At 54.0% G+C, this 15,414-nt stretch carries 13 protein-coding genes, 1 tRNA gene and 1 pseudogene; 4 read left to right on the top strand and 11 right to left on the bottom strand.

Features of this window, described 5'->3' with window-relative positions; all coding sequences use genetic code 11:
• The first annotated feature begins 3 nt into the window (after positions 1-3).
• The 3 genes from BM320_RS06300 (at position 4) to BM320_RS06290 (ending at position 3,829) form a co-directional block, all read left to right on the top strand.
• A complete protein-coding gene (locus BM320_RS06300; RefSeq protein WP_090197798.1) occupies positions 4-1,830 on the top strand; it encodes a glycosyltransferase family 2 protein in 1,827 nt (608 codons plus the stop codon).
• On the top strand, positions 1,827-3,149 hold the full coding sequence (locus BM320_RS06295) for a DUF3131 domain-containing protein (protein ID WP_090197796.1): 1,323 nt from the start codon (positions 1,827-1,829) through the stop codon (positions 3,147-3,149). The genes BM320_RS06300 and BM320_RS06295 overlap by 4 nt, the downstream gene beginning before the upstream one ends.
• A 65-nt stretch (positions 3,150-3,214) precedes the next feature.
• On the top strand, positions 3,215-3,829 hold the full coding sequence (locus BM320_RS06290) for a peptidoglycan-binding domain-containing protein (protein ID WP_242650963.1): 615 nt from the start codon (positions 3,215-3,217) through the stop codon (positions 3,827-3,829).
• A 200-nt stretch (positions 3,830-4,029) separates the two neighbouring features.
• On the opposite strand, the pseudogene BM320_RS06285 reads toward BM320_RS06290, so the two are convergent.
• The 7 genes and pseudogenes from BM320_RS06285 to BM320_RS06255 all read right to left on the bottom strand — a co-directional run.
• Positions 4,030-4,695: pseudogene (locus tag BM320_RS06285) on the bottom strand (transposase); the annotation flags it as partial.
• Positions 4,696-4,893: 198 nt separating this feature from the next.
• The gene (locus BM320_RS06280) at positions 4,894-6,459 is read right to left on the bottom strand and encodes a tyrosine-type recombinase/integrase (protein WP_090197789.1); all 1,566 of its coding nucleotides are present in this window, start codon (positions 6,457-6,459) and stop codon (positions 4,894-4,896) included.
• A complete protein-coding gene (locus BM320_RS16605) occupies positions 6,456-6,710 on the bottom strand; it encodes a helix-turn-helix transcriptional regulator (protein WP_090200417.1) in 255 nt (84 codons plus the stop codon). The genes BM320_RS06280 and BM320_RS16605 overlap by 4 nt, the downstream gene beginning before the upstream one ends.
• Positions 6,711-6,921: 211 nt before the next feature.
• A complete protein-coding gene (locus BM320_RS06270) occupies positions 6,922-7,134 on the bottom strand; it encodes a MerR family transcriptional regulator (protein WP_090197786.1) in 213 nt (70 codons plus the stop codon).
• 89 nt (positions 7,135-7,223) lie between these two features.
• The gene (locus BM320_RS06265; protein ID WP_090197783.1) at positions 7,224-8,039 is read right to left on the bottom strand and encodes a hypothetical protein; all 816 of its coding nucleotides are present in this window, start codon (positions 8,037-8,039) and stop codon (positions 7,224-7,226) included.
• Between the two features lies 1 nt (position 8,040).
• On the bottom strand, positions 8,041-9,210 hold the full coding sequence (locus tag BM320_RS06260) for a tyrosine-type recombinase/integrase (RefSeq protein ID WP_090197781.1): 1,170 nt from the start codon (positions 9,208-9,210) through the stop codon (positions 8,041-8,043).
• Positions 9,211-9,360: 150 nt separating this feature from the next.
• Positions 9,361-9,450, bottom strand: a tRNA-Ser gene (locus BM320_RS06255).
• A 127-nt stretch (positions 9,451-9,577) separates the two neighbouring features.
• Between BM320_RS06255 and BM320_RS06250 the strand changes: the two genes are divergently transcribed.
• On the top strand, positions 9,578-10,714 hold the full coding sequence (locus BM320_RS06250) for an AI-2E family transporter (RefSeq protein WP_090197778.1): 1,137 nt from the start codon (positions 9,578-9,580) through the stop codon (positions 10,712-10,714).
• On the opposite strand, the gene BM320_RS06245 is transcribed toward BM320_RS06250, so the two are convergent.
• Genes BM320_RS06245 through BM320_RS06230 form a run of 4 tightly spaced genes read right to left on the bottom strand, consistent with a single transcriptional unit; the run spans position 10,711 to position 15,376 of the window.
• Complete coding sequence (locus BM320_RS06245; protein ID WP_090197775.1) at positions 10,711-11,346, bottom strand: M35 family metalloendopeptidase; 636 nt, start codon at positions 11,344-11,346, stop codon at positions 10,711-10,713. The two genes, BM320_RS06250 and BM320_RS06245, sit on opposite strands and share 4 nt — an antisense overlap.
• Before the next feature lie 3 nt (positions 11,347-11,349).
• Positions 11,350-12,066 (bottom strand): alanyl-tRNA editing protein, encoded by a 717-nt coding sequence (locus tag BM320_RS06240; RefSeq protein ID WP_090197772.1) that lies wholly within the window; start codon positions 12,064-12,066, stop codon positions 11,350-11,352.
• Positions 12,063-14,354, bottom strand: a complete 2,292-nt coding sequence (locus BM320_RS06235; RefSeq protein WP_090197769.1) for a DUF3772 domain-containing protein — start codon at positions 14,352-14,354, stop codon at positions 12,063-12,065. Before BM320_RS06235 ends, BM320_RS06240 begins: the two co-directional genes overlap by 4 nt.
• Positions 14,351-15,376 (bottom strand): cysteine synthase A, encoded by a 1,026-nt coding sequence (locus BM320_RS06230; RefSeq protein WP_090197765.1) that lies wholly within the window; start codon positions 15,374-15,376, stop codon positions 14,351-14,353. The genes BM320_RS06235 and BM320_RS06230 overlap by 4 nt, the downstream gene beginning before the upstream one ends.
• Positions 15,377-15,414: the final 38 nt, after the last annotated feature.

Below are 15,414 nucleotides of genomic sequence, written 5' to 3'. Positions count from 1 at the left end.
CGCATGGATGACTATTTCCTGAAATATGAGAATCGTACGCCCGAACCACCCCTCGCCTATTCAGCGCCGCGCGAATTGCTTTGGCAATTCCTCGCGACCATCGCATTGGTCGTGGGCGCATGGTACATCTGGTGGCGCTGGACGGCGTCACTAAACACAGATGCTATGTGGTTCGCAGTGCCGCTGGTCGTTGCAGAAACGTGCGCGTTTATCGGCATGGTGTTGTTTGTTTTCAATCTTTGGAAAGACAACCCGATTGAGATCATTGCCCCGCCAGCCACGCTGAATGACATCGTACCCGGCCACCCCGACGGTGCGCGCCCGCTGATCATCGACGTGATGTTTGCGACGTATAACGAGGACCCCGAATTGGTGCGTCTTGGCATTATTAACGCAAAGGCCATCACCTATCCTCACCCTATTGATATTCGAATTCACATCCTCGACGATGGGCGGCGCGAAGAAATGCGCACGGTAACTGAGGCGGAAGGTGCGAACTATATCGCGCGCACCACCAACGAGGGATTCAAAGCGGGCAATCTACGCCACGCGATGGAACAAACATCCGGTGATCTGATAATCATCTGCGACGCTGATACGCGACCATTCAAAACAATTCTCGAAAACACGCTAGGGTATTTCAAAGACCCAAAAATGGCGTGGGTTCAGACGCCACAGTGGTTTTATGACTTGCCAGACGGTGTAGCCCTTCCTGATCTGCTGGAACGACGTTTTGGCACTAATGGTGCCAAGCTCGGGCGCGCCGTTGAAACTGTAGTTGGACCGGTTCAGATCGGCACCGACCCGTTCGTGAGCGACCCGAAAATGTTCTACGACATCATCCAGAGACGGCGAAACTGGGCCAATGCCTCATTTTGTTGCGGTGCCGGTTCTATTCACCGCCGTGAGGCAGTGATGGAGGCAGCATTGCGCAGCTTTGGCGCCAAGGTCGAAATCCGCACATACGCGACTGAAGAAGTTATCACAGTCACCAGCAAGGAGCGCGACATCGCGCCTGACCTAATGGACGCGATCCGCACTGAGGCCGCTGCAACCGAAATCCTGACGCCCTACCGCTTCCATGTTTCCGAAGATATTTACACGTCCATCGTGCTGCATTCAGACCGAGAACGCGGCTGGAAATCAAAGATGCACCCGATTGTTGAAAGCAAAATGCTGTCCCCGCAAGACCTTTTAACGTGGACAGTGCAGCGCTACAAATACGCTGGCGGAAGCTTGGATATTCTGATGAATGACAATCCGCTGTTTCGCCGTGGCCTGACATTTTCACAACGCATGATGTACGCCGCAACCTTCTATTCCTACCTCGCGCCGATCTGGAACATCATCTTTCTGCTAGCCCCGATCATCTATCTGTTCACTGGCATTTCACCCGTGTCAGCCTATTCTGCGGACTTCTTCTGGCATCTTATTCCGTTTCTTGTAACGCTAGAACTGGCGATGATGGTGGGCGCATGGGGCGTGTCAGGATATGCGGCAAAATCCAGCTATCTATCGTTCTTTCCGCTTGGGATGCGCGCAATCTGGTCGGTTTTACGGGGCGAGCAGATTTCGTTCAAGGTGACCCCGAAGGTCCGCCAATCCGGCAATTTCCTTGGTCTTGTGAAACCTCAAATTGGCGTCGTCATACTGACAGGGGTCGCCACGGTCTGGGCGGTCGGCGCCCTTACCTTAGGAACCACTAACCATTCCGCCACAGGCGTCGTGTCCAACGTTCTTTGGGGGTTTAACAATTGCCTCGCCATGGCGGGCATCATCGCGGCGGCCCTTTGGGTACCCGAAACGAACGACGAAAGTGAAACGACATGAGCTTCAAATCAAACCTGATCAAAGCCCGCAGCCATATCATCTTTTTGGTCGCGCTTGGGTGTGGTCTGACGCTAGTGACGACCATTGACAACCGCAGCGCTAGCGCAGGTGACCCACAATCCGGAGGACAGATGGCACAGTTCGAACACATCACGCCACTGCCACTCGCGATCACGGGCACGTCAACGTCCGAGGACCTGGATCACGCACGGATCGCATGGCGTTACTTTGAAAACAACACGGACACGACTACGGGCCTGGTGAATTCAACCGACAACTACCCGTCCACGACGATGTGGGAAACGGGGTCCTATTTCGTAGCCACAATCGCGGCGAACCGTCTTGGGGTAATTGACGAAGGAGAGGCCGTGGCCCGTATTGGCACCGCCCTCGACACTCTCAACACAATGCGTCTGTTTGACGATACGTTGCCCAATAAAGCTTACAACGTGCGCACGGGCGAGCTGGTGAACTATGCAAACCAGCCAGTTGAACGAGGCCTTGGTTGGTCCGCCTTAGATATCGCGCGCATGGTTGCGGCTTTAGCCCATGTTGAGGCAAACTATCCCGAACTGGCCCCCAAAACATCCCGTCTAATTGAACGTTGGAACCTTGCCTCTATGGTTGAAAATGGCCAGCTTATCGGCGGCAATATGATCGATGGCAATCTGCGTCGCGACCAAGAAGGCCGTGTCGGCTATGAACAATACGCCGCCAAAGCCATGATGCTATTCGGTTTTGACACCTATAATGCCTACGATGCTCAAAGCCATTTAATGGTGCAACAAGTCGAGAGCCACCCGATCCCTGTAGACACGCGCCTGCACCGCCAGACAACACCGGCCTTCACTGTCAGCGAACCCTACTTGTTTGATGGTCTTGAGTTCGGCTTTGACGCGCGTTCGCACCGTTTCGCTACCGCGATCTACTCTGCACAAGAAACTCGCTACCGTGAAACAGGAATCCTGACCGCAGTGAGCGAGTCCCACATCGATGTTGCCCCCTACTTTATCTACTCATCCGTTTGGGGCGGTGGGGCGCCTTGGGCCGTTATGACGTTTAGCGGGGATCGTATGGACAGCCGCCGCACTGTGACGACGAAAGTTGCCTTCGCATGGGACGCACTGTTCGGCACAGATTACACCCGCGAATTGGTCGCGGCAGTTTCTCCTTTAGGTGACCCGGAACGCGGTTTCCCTGAAGGCATCTATGAAGCAGACGGGAGTACGAACTCATCGGTGACTGTAAACACTAATGCGGTTGTGCTGGCCGCCCTCGCCTTTCGCGCCCACGGGCCTTTGATCCGAACAAGCGAATGAGGCTCCACCACATTTACGGACCAGCATTTCTGCTAATTGCGATGCCAGCTTGGGCCGAGCCGTGTGTGTCTGCAACATTTGATCGCTCATTCCCGCATGCGACAGGCGTTGAGTCCTTTATAGCGGATGTCCCGTCGGCGCAGTTTCCTGCGTTCTGGCAGACTGGTTTGATTGATGGATATCAATATCGTTTATTCTCTAACGGAGAGGGTGAGATCAAAGCAAGCGATCCCAATCAAGACTGGGTTGTCGAAATTGCGTGCGAAACTGCGGGGCAAAGCTGCGATATCACAGTGGATGGCGATGCACCAACAGAGGCTTTGCAGATTGCGGACACGATTACTCAATGCCTTCTGAGTAGCGAAATCACGCTAGCACGAACCACTCCAGAAAACCCGATTGTGGACACTACAGTCACGTCGCAGGAAAATGTAGTCGCCCCGCAAAATAGCGAAACCGAAATTGCTTGTGGTGTCGCCACAGTCAACGAAGCGAATGACGTGGCGACAATGCAGCGGCTCTTGATTTTACTTGGCGAAGATCCCGGTCCTGTTGATGGGGTTCTTGGGCCTGCATCGTTCAAAGCAATGGGCGCCTTTGTTGATGATTCCAATTGGAATACGTCAATCAAGAACGTCATTTCGGCGCTAGACGCACTGCACTGCGAACGCAGCCAGTAAAACATACGCGCCGCTTAGACAACATTGCCGGCTCATACGACTGCACCTCTACTGCCTACCATAAAAATGTCTACTTCCTAAAGTTCGCACTTTCCTTTCGCTCCTGCAGCGAATGTCCGGTTCCTGCTGATACTGTGTAAAAACACCGTGTTGCAGGCGCAGAAAGTGGTGCCAATTTCAGAGCGCGGGTGCCTTATCTATCAAGCCCTGCGCAGTTGCTGAGGTTCTGGGACGATCTTGGCTAATTTGCGGAGCTTTTGGGCGGTTGCAGCGAGGAGGAATTCGCAATTTGCACCACATCGGCCGCGCAATCGGAGCCTACCCAACCCAAGAATACATTTGAGGTGGGCAAAGAGCATTTCCACCTTCTTTCTGAGCCGCATCGAGATTACATACTGTTCGGTCTTGGCAATATCGCGGGCGACCTGACGGGCGTATTAGTGTTCTTCGCGGGCAATGGAGCGGAAGTCGGCATTGGAACAGCATTTAGCTTTTGGTGGGCACACCTGACATGTCAATTTCAATGCGCGATATTTGGCGACGCTTTTGCCGTCTGAGCCTCGGTCGGGGTCAGAATAGTAGCAACTGAACTGCTTGAGTGATTGGCCTCTTGGACAAACATATTGATCGTTTTCTGGATCCCATTCGAAGTCTGCGCGGATCTAGGTCCCGTCCGTGCCGCCCGCTTTATTAATCACCGCGATGTACGGCGCGATCTTGCGGTCCACCAGCCAACCCGGCATCGGACCTGATCCGTATGCGGTGTCTACAATGATGCGTTCAGGGTCCGGGTAGAAGGTGTCTTTGACCCGGACCAGAATCGTGCGCACGGAACCGACTTCCGCTTACCAAATTGACCGTGTCGCTGACCTGAGCCCCATCCCTACAGCCCTTTTAATTGAGAGCGGGCTGGGGGTGGCTGATTTCACATCCAAACTGTGTAGCTAAAAAATTACGTCTTCAAGTCTGACCTCAATGTCCAAGCCAAGCAACAATATTAGCATTGCGCAGCCACGTTGGACCAGATCGGGTGACGTTCACTTGGAAATACGCACAAATCCAATTTAAGGTGTCCGCAAAAGCTTCAATTGTCTAAAAAAACTATCAAAGATGGCTATTTTGACCTCGTCGGAAATATTTGCGTTTTTTGTGAGCTCGTTTTTCCCGATATTCCCTAAGACTTCAAATCGTTGTTCGTCGGCCAACTTGCCGTAGTGACGTTCGGTAGTCTGCTCGTTTTCGTGACCCATATTTACTGACCAGGCTTTGCGCTCGAGTTGGGTCAAGGGGCGCATGTCTTTCTCTGCGCCTATTGTATGCTTTGCTGCGTGGGGTGTGTATTTGACGTCGCTATTTTGACTTGCAATCGCGAAGGCTTGAGTAACAACATGTGACGTGCTCATAACAGGGACAGCTTGTGGCGATCCGAGCGCCGGACGGTGTTTTAGAAACTTGAGATCTAGAAAGAGGCTATCGTCTCCCGTAAAACCTAAGCTTCGAAGTTTTTGCACCCAGTCTATGACGATGTCTGCGAACGTCTTTTGGATCGGAAACCAACGGATGTTAATATGTTTCCCAGCTTTCGCACGGACGGTGCTTGCGTCCTGCAAAATCAGTTTATTACCGATGTCGAAATGTTTGATCTTCAGTGATGCAATCGTATCGGCTCGCAGAGCCCCTAAGAACGCGATGGCAAAAATAGCGCGCGCGCGTTGGTCCCCAAGAGACTTTGATGGCATTTGTTTCAACAAATCTTCAGCTTCTTCGATTGTTGGGAAGTCTTTACTGTCCATCGCCGTTGAAGCCGCGACAGTGGCTTTGGGAAGCTTTAGGTAGCCTGTGATGTCTTTTGGCAGGCGTTTGAAGCCATCCTGCTTCAGCAACCATTCGCTAAATGCGATTAAATGAGACACGGTGTGTTTTATTGAGGACGACGATAGGTGATCCGTCGCGTCCCACTTTGCTCTCCGTTTCAGATCATCCCGGACCTTAGCAACATCATCTGTCGTCAGGGTCTGGAAGGGCTTTCCCTGTAGCAAGGCTTCACCGTACCTGATAGCCGCCAGGTGTCGATCTATTGTTTTGACATCATAGCGCCCTGCATAGGACAGCCACTTGTAGATAATCCGGTCGTTCCGAACGCACAGGTCAGATGTATTAATTTCGCTGCTACTCCCAACACCACCACGCACTGTGCTGTCTTCTTCGTGTTGGCACTCCGTGGTGGTATTTGGATTGCGACAATTCTCAAAGTTGTCTCGATCCGTCTCAGAAACAAACTTTTGGACCTTCCTTGAGCACCGTGGGCAGGTCGCACAACACATGTGCTTGCCATTACTCGCAGTGTCAAAAGTCATCATTTCAGTGCTTGGCTTGATCGGTATTTTACAGGTCAAGCAATAGAACTCACTGGCGGCTAATATAAACGAAGTTTGCTTGCGCTTTTGTTGATGGAACCGAATGACAGATGCGCCTTGAAATAAATTTGGGCGCTGGCTGTCGGAAGGCATCAATCCTTCACCGACCCAGTTCGAAACAGTGTTATCCGTAACCGAATAGAGCTCCATCAAGTCTTCGACTGAATAGACCCAGTTTTTCTTTGGGCGGACGTTTTTGTAAGACCTGCTCATTTGAGCGTTCCGTCGGATATTACACTTTGGCTCGCATCGCGTTCACCCAAGATCTGTGCTTCAAACCGCACCAGCTCACTCCGCTTCCAGCGGGTAGCACCAGGGCTAATTTTGATGGGCTTTGGGAACTGCGAATTGTTTTTTACCCAGCGCCAAATTGTCGCCCGCGATGCTGAGAACCGAACTGCAACTTCGTCGACGGTCAGATAGCGTTCTGAGCAACGTGTGAATGCCACGAACTCTGGGTTCATTGGCTTGGCATTAGCCGTTGAAAGCATGCGTTCTGAATCGTCACTAAACAAATCCATTTGAGTGGATGGGATCGGAGGGCACATTAGCTTGAGACCGTTGCTTCAGGACACAGCAAAGCTGCTGCAGTGCCACTAACGGCAAACGCTTCAAAAGCACGCACCACACAACGTTCATCTGCTCCGGTCAAACCGGCTGCTAGCAGGAAAACCATTAGTCGCGTCCCTCCACTGCTGGATCAACCCGGCTTGCTTCTGCCCAGTCGTTGAGATCGCACCCACGATAAATGACCTTCCGGCCTAGCTTGTAGTAGGCGGGGCCCATGTTCTTATGTCGCCATTGGGCAAGCTTTTCGCGATCCCCGATGAGCTCTAGCTCGGGGTCGCCAAGTACGTAGTTTCGGTTTGTGTCGAACAGGTCAGCCATTGTTCAGCTCCGTTAAGTTGCTGTCATTGGCTCCCAATTATGGGCAGTTTCTAACGGAATTGAATAGTGAATATACGACGTAATTTCACTTATGAAAGGCCTTTGCGCAAAATCATCTCGATTTTCCGCAGACCACAGCTGCGCTGAGTCGCCCCGCGATCTAGTTCTTCCTTCACAGCTTTCGCGAGCGGTCGGATCTTAATCCTGCCGCTGAGGGTCAAATAGGTACCGCGGTCGATCCGCTTAGCTATTGCAACGACTTCGCGCGCGTCCTCTTGGGCTCTGCGCTGCCGCGCTATGGTGGCTGGGGCTGTATTGACGGGCTTTAGGAATTTTTCACCATAAAGGGCTGACCGTTCATGATTTAAGAACCAGTTCATCTCACTCCATAAAGCACCAACTAAGAAGTCATTCTGTACGACATCAAGGTGATAGAGAATGCGCGCAAGGTAGCCAGCTTCAGAAAGATAATCTCCTGACGCGACAACCCGATCGATAAGATTTTGGGCTTTGATCTTGGCAAGGTCTTCAAGCGAGGGCTGATCATCCGGGTGTGTCGCAACGCTTTGTGAACCTGTCTGGTCCAGGCTTTTAGCAATGTCGGCATCTATGTCGTCGGCGTCCAGCAGTCCGAGCTCGCGCAATCGGACTTCCACGTACTCACGCACATCATCGGCGTAGACCATGCCGTTATCAAAATTACTCACCCCATGCTGAACACAGTGTTTGAGGCGTTCTTCAGCAATTGCCAATGCACCCGCCAGATCACCTTCGTCAATTTGATCATGCCCTGCGAGGGTCAGCATAAAACGACGAGTGCCGACCTGATAGCCGATCACGGTATGTGCAGGGGTGCTCTGTGGGGGCGACTTTGTAATATGCGTAATGATGATGTCGTGAGCCATTTTAACGCCCCGCCACGAACTGCGACCAAGCGTTCATCAGGTCGCGGCGTTTATCCAGCAGATCAGACCGTGCATAGGCGCGCTCCACTTCTGAACCAATTGAATGGGCAAGACTTTTCTCCGCGACTTCGCGCGGCGCATTTGCGGCTTCGGATGCCCAATCGCGGAACGTCGATCTAAAGCCATGCACGGTGACGCCCTCAACGTCCATGCGACGCAGCAGCATCAGCATCGACATATTGGACAGGGGATGATGCCGTTTCTGTCCCTCAAACACGTAATCCGATTTCATTGCTTTTAACGGTTCAATGATCGAGAGCATTTCGTCCGTCAGTGGAACGCGGTGCGCGTCACCGGTTTTCATCCGCGCGGCAGGGCAGGTCCAGATGCGCTCGTCAAAGTCGATCTCTTCCCACCGCAGCCCCAACGCTTCGCCGGTGCGGGATCCGGTCAGGCAGGTAAACATCAGCGCTTTGGCCGCCATAGATTTGCGCGATGCGAGATCAGCATAGAAAGCGGGAACATCTTTCCAATGCATCGCTTTATGGTGTTTGGGCTTTGCTTTGACCTTTGGTAGGACGTGCGCATCTTTGACGGCGGTGACGGGGTTCTCACCGGACCTAAAACCTTTAGAGCGTGCGACATCCAAAACCGTCTTCATGCGCTGGGAAAGCCGTTTTGCCGTTTCGTGCTTTTCAGTCCAGATCGGTGCAAGACACATCATGACTTCCGGTTGCCCAATGCTATCGATCGGCATGCGGCCGATTTTTGGAAAAGCATAGTCTCGCAATGTATTTATCCATTGCTGGCCGTGCTTCGCGTTTTTCCATGTGGGCATGCGATCGATATGGACCTGCTGAGCGACCTCCTCAAAGGTAGGTACGTCCTGCCGGGCATTAAAACGCGGGTTGAGGCCTTGTTTTGCCATGCGCCGGTATTCGAGCGCGCGATCCCTTGCTTGGTTGATCGTCACGATATCCACACCACCAAGGCCAAAGTCAGTGCGCAGCGGCGCACCTTTTTTATTTTTCTGTCCTTTTACAACAACGCGCACGATCCAGCGCCGCGCACCAGACGGATCGACAACAAGGTAAAGCCCGTTGCCATCGCCATGGCGTCCCGGGCCAAGGTTCTCGACGAGTTTCTTTGTCAGCTTTCCTGATAAGGACATTCTACGATACCACAATCTATACCACTCAGGAAACGAATATAGATGTCATCGAAAGAAACTCAAGACAAAGCAAGCTGTGCCCAATATCCATATAAACAAAGGAAAAAGGCCGCCCAATGCGACCCATTCAAATCAAACAAAAAGGTATGGTGGCGGACAGACAGGGATTCGAACCCTGGAGACGGTCTCCCGCCTACACACTTTCCAGGCGTGCGCCTTCGACCACTCGGCCACCTGTCCATGGTGCGCGGTTTAGCCCCATACGCCCCCCCTTTGCAAGGGCCAATAGTTATGTTTTTGGGAGTGTTTACGCCACCGCGTTGAACGCCTTATGATGGTTTGACGAAACCGAACTGTGAAACCAACAATGCCCTATGACCACCCGCCGCAAGATGACAGCACAAGACGTGATACAAACCGGCTGCAAACCGGTGCGCTGATCATCATTGCCTTTGCGGTGGTCCTGTTTTTGTTGGTGCAGGCGCGGTTTATCCTGATCACTTTGGCAACCGCGATTATCCTGTTCAGCCTGACCAGTGATGTCATCAGTTTTATCGCGCGGCAACGTATCGGGCGGTTCCGTATCCCTAACGCGCTGGCCAGTCTGGTGGCGATGGTTCTGATCGCGGCGGCGCTGTTGATGCTGACCTCGGTACTGCTGGCAGAGGTCAACACGGTGCTGGTCACAACCCTGTCCTATACCGAACGCGCGCCTTCGGCGATTGCGTCGCTTTTTGCGTGGATGGGGGAAGACAGCGAAATGGCCGTGTTGAATGCACTGCGATCGGCGAATGTGTCAAGCTATTTGCGATCCGCCGCAGGTCAGGCCAGCAATATCATGCAAGCCACTGTTTTAGTTATTCTTTTTGTAGGATTTCTGTTTGCCGAACGGATCTGGTTCGAAACCAAACTGATCAACTTTGTCGGCAACGAAGCCCAGGCCGCCCGCGTTGGCAAGATCATCGCGTCGATCATTCACCGTGTGAACTATTATCTTTTGGTCAAAACAGTCATCAGCGCCTTTACCGGCGCGCTGGTGTTCTTGCTGGCCAAAGCATTCGGGCTTGAGCTGGCAACCTCGATCGGGATTTTGACCTTTGTTCTGAATTTCATTCCCAATATCGGATCCATTGTCGCAACATTTCTGATTGCTCTGATTACCCATGTGCAAATTGGCGAAGCCCATATCACACTGGCTATTTTCGTGATTTCGGCGATCATTCAGTTTGTGAACGGCAGTATCATCGACCCGATGCTGATGGGGCGCGCGTTGCGGCTGTCGTCGTTCGGGATTATCCTGTCACTTGCCTTTTGGGGCGCGGTATGGGGCGTGCCGGGCATGTTTCTATCAGTGCCGATCATGGTGATGCTGCTGGTCGTTTGCAGCTATGTGCCGGGTCTGCGGCCGCTTGCGATTTTGCTATCGCGCGAAGGGTTGCCTGAAACAGAACAAATGCTGGACCAGCCGATTGAGCATGACCTTTTCGGCAACGAACGGCGCTAGTTATTGCTGCTTGGCTTGCCTGGCACCAATTGTCGCGCGTAATAGGTCGTATCTTCGGTAAAATACTGATAACTATCGGCATTATCGATTGCACGGCGGATGTCATATTCCGCCATTTCCGTACATCCGCTGCGTGAATAGCAATGATCATCGGTATCAGCCACCCTGACAAAATGTGACAGCTCGTGCACGATTGTGCCTTCGCGTGTGCCGTTGTCGCTGCGCCGCGCACCAGGCTGGAGGGCGGTAAGTGGCGGCAAGGTAAAGAACGGCGGGCACAGGTGCATCACGTAGTGTTCGTTCGGATAGACCCATGCATAGGTGCCGCCTTCGCAGCCGTCCAACCCCGTCGGATCACATTGCGCGGTAACATTGCCGCCGCGAATGGCGCTCACGATGGATTTGAGATTGGCGCGCACGATTTCGGCGTTTTGGGGTGAATAGGTCCCGAACCAGCGTTCATATTCGGGCGTGTCACCCACGGCAGTCGCCGCGGAAAGTGTCAGCGCTTTGGCGTTGCGAAATGCAGTTTCAACGGTGTTTCGCTGTTCCTTGTTGCAGCCTTCGAAATTCTCGGCGACGGCCACGTTCCCTGACAGGATCAACAAAACAACAAGGCAAATACGCAGCATCGCTTACTCCAAATACAGATAGACCCGCCGGTTCTGGCGACCCTTTTTTTCGATTTTTCCCAATCGCACGCGCCCGATTTCAACGGTATTCGCAACATGGGTGCCACCACATGGTTGCAGATCTGCGGTTTCCTTGCCAACCCCTATCCGTACCAGACGGATTTTTCCGCCACCACGCGGCGGCTGAACGGACATGGTTTTGACCAGATCGGGCTGCGCATCAAGCGCATCTTCGGTGGTCCATTCGCTGCTGACATCCATGTTGCAAGCAATCAAACGGTTCAAATCATTCTCGAGCGCGGCCTTATCGGCGGGGGCATCGGGCATGTCGAAGTCCAGCCGCCCCTTGTCGCTTGCAATCGCACCACCCGACACGGGCAGCGGAATAACCACGGACAAAAGATGCAGTGCCGTATGCATGCGCATCAGCCGGTAACGACGGTCCCAGTTGATATTCTGGGTCACCACATCACCCCTTGCAGGCATTTTCACAGGTTCTGCAGGGATCAAGACAACCGTGTCATCGGCACCTTTGACGCTTGTGGCGATGTCGATCGCGCCCCCGTCCCATGCAAGCGTGCCGCTATCGCCCGGCTGCCCGCCCGATGTCGGGTAAAACACCGTTTGGTCCAGCACGATCCCCCCTTCCGAGGTCACATCAACCACCCTGCCCTTGGCTGCACGCAAATAGGCGTCATCACGAAAAAGCAGATCGGTCATGTCTTGTCTCCAAGCAGGGCCTCGGGGTTGCGCAGCCAGATATCGCGTTGCGCAAATGGAATTTCGATACCTTCTTCGGCAAACCGGCGGGAAATTTCGAAATTCATTTCCGATTTTGTCAGCATCACAAAGTTCACATCGCGCAAGATCGCCCGAATTTCAAAATCAAGCGAATCCGCACCGAACCCGACAAACAGCACTGTCGGCGGCGGTGTCATCAGGACAAGCGGATGCGCCTCGGCAATCTCGCGCAGGATTTGCGCCACTTTTTTCACATCCGTCCCATAGGCCACGCCCACAGGCACAATCACCCGCCCCACAAGATTACCCCGCGTCCAGTTGGTGACCTGCCCGCTTACCAGATCGGCGTTTGGTACAATCACATCGGTCCGGTCGAATGTCTCGATACGTGTCGAGCGCACGGAAATGGCGCGCACATAGCCCATTTGCCCGCCCACTTCGATCCAGTCACCTTCGCTAACGGGGCGTTCGATCAGCAAAATGATCCCCGACACAAAATTTGAAACAATATTTTGCAGGCCAAAACCGATCCCGACCGACAGCGCACCGGCCACAATTGCAAGGTTCGACAGATCAATCCCCGCACTGGTGATAGCAATGATCGCGGCAAGGATGATCCCGACATAGCCAAAGCCTGCGACAACCGCGTTCTGTCCACCCAGATCAAGCCGCGTGCGCGGCAGCACTGTCTTGCGCAATGTGCCTTGAACCGTGCGCGTCAGCAAATAACCCAGCCCGAAAACCATCGCGAATGTCAGAAAATCGGTCGGTGAAATCCGGCTCTCCCCAATGGCAAAACCTTCGCGGAAACGCGCCCAAACCTCGGCCAGATCATCAACACGCGCGCCCCAAATTAGCGCCAGTACAGGTATTGCCGCGACAAATAGCGCCAGATTGATCGCAATAGGCGCGAGCGCCACAAGGCCGGTTTGCTGGGCTGTCTCCGGATTGTCGGGCGCGCTGAGGTCAAGCACAAGTCGTTGCAAAAACAAGAGCATACCGATTGTACACAGCGAGTAGAGCCATGACAGCATCAGGTTTTGCCCTGCCCCGTATCCCAATGCCAAAGCCAAGGGCGCGACAATGGCGATTGCGATACAGATCTTGCCCAAAGCCCCGCGCAAACGCGCCGATGACCCACGGGCACCCTCGGTTTCGACCGGCTTTTGCATGACCGTGTGGCCAAGCCCCCACAAAAGCACCCCCAAGACAGCAACAATCGGCAAGACAAGCGCGTCAACAACGTGTTGCGCGACATCAATCACAGCCATCGCGGCGTCCAGCAATAGCCAAAATGCCAGCACCCAGGCAATCGCCAGTGCATAGCGGCGCCCTGCGGCGCGCATGTCCTCGGCATATCCCAAAAACCCGCACAGTGGCCCAAGTGGAAATATCTGTCGGCTTAGCCACCATGCAAATACTACGGCAAACCCTGCGGTCGGGATCGCGTCTACAACGGCCTCACCCATGACCCCGAACACCCCAAGCGTTTGCAGCCCGCGCGTCAGCAAGAACAGCCCGACAACGGGCACAAGGATTTGCACAATCGCCAGCAAGAAAATCCACAAAGGCATCAACCGCCCCTTGGATTGCAAGAGAGCAGCGCGCCACTGCGTGATCCGCCGCCGCCCTGCCCCGATCAGCGCCACAGCGATCACCAGATAGACCGCAGCGCGCGGTATTTTGGGCCAAAGCGCGTCTTGGGCAATCTGCGCTGAAAACCCGCCGCGTGTTTCCACAACGATCGTCGTACCGACATTCCACAGCGCCAAAAGCGCCGGACCGATATAGGTCGGGTTTAGCGGCGTGGCGCTGCGTTCGGTCAGTGCTTGTGTTTGTTGTTGCAGCACAATGGCGTCAAATTCGCCGATCAACCCGTTGGCCCGTGCAAAACTTTCTTCTGCCAGCCTGCGCGGCGCATCCAATGTGCGGCGTTGGCGGTCCAGCGCGGCACGGCGATCCACAATTGATTGCGCCTCTTCGCCGGTTTCAGGCACCGGACCCAGCGCCGCAATCTGCGCATTCACCGTGGCAAGACGCCCCGCGTTGACAGATGTGTTTTCAAGAAACCGGTCACGCCATATGACAAGCTCTGCGCGCAGTTGCTGCACGACAAAGCGCGACGCATCGCCGCTTTGCACCAGATTTTCAGCACGTGTCGCGACCAATTCCCACGCAAGGTCCTGCGCGTGTTCTTCATCTTGCGCAGCAGCGCCAATTGGCCAAAGCCAAACAAGGCACAAGAGCAGGGCAAAGCGCTGGATCATGCCGTTTCAAACACCGCAGGCAGATCAACACGTGCATCCAGCCACGTCGGCACAGGCAGGTTTTTCTCGCGCAAGAAATCAGGGTTGAACAGTTTGGATTGGTAACGTGTGCCATAATCACAAAGCACCGTCACAATCGTATGACCCGGTCCCATTTCGCGCGCCATGCGCATTGCACCCGCAATATTAACGCCCGTTGATCCGCCCATGCACAGACCTTCGTTTTGCAGAAGATCAAACACCAGCGGCAGGGCTTCGGCGTCGGGAATGCGGTAGGTGAAATCTGGCGTGAACCCTTCAAGGTTTGCGGTAATCCGCCCCTGCCCGATGCCTTCGGTGATGGAATTTCCGGGGTTATCGTTACCGGTATAAAGTTTGAACAATCCGGCCCCTTCGGGATCGGCCAGCCCGACTTTGACCCCCTTGGGCTGCAGCGCCATGCCAACGCCCGCGACGGTCCCGCCTGATCCGGCCGCGCAGATAAACCCGTCGACCTTACCGGCGGTCTGTTCCCAAATCTCGGGGCCTGTGGTTTCAATATGCGACTGGCGGTTGGCGACATTGTCAAACTGGTTGGCCCAGATTGCGCCACCCGGCAATGTTGCCGCCAGTTTTGCGGCCAAACGCCCTGAATAGCGCACATAGTTGTTAGGGTTTTTGTAAGGTACAGCAGGCACTTCGACCAATTGCGCGCCCGCAAGCCGCAGCATGTCTTTCTTTTCTTGGCTTTGGGTTTCGGGGATCACGATCACCGTTTTGAACCCCATCGACGCACCCACAAGCGCAAGCCCGATGCCCGTGTTTCCGGCCGTGCCTTCAACAATGGTGCCGCCCGGTTTCAGATCGCCACGTGCAATCGCGTCCTTGATCATAAAAAGTGCTGCGCGATCCTTGACCGACTGTCCGGGGTTCAGGAATTCCGCCTTGCCCAAAATGGTGCAGCCTGTCGCCTCCGAGGCGGCGCGAAGCTTAATCAATGGCGTATTGCCGATAGTATGGGCGAGATCGTTTCGGATGGTCATAGCGGCGCCTTTCAATTCATCTACCCTGTGTAGAACTG

The sequence above is a fragment of the Yoonia tamlensis genome (assembly GCF_900115105.1).
Taxonomy (GTDB): domain Bacteria; phylum Pseudomonadota; class Alphaproteobacteria; order Rhodobacterales; family Rhodobacteraceae; genus Yoonia; species Yoonia tamlensis.
This window is presented reverse-complemented; position numbering and strand designations above follow the sequence as displayed.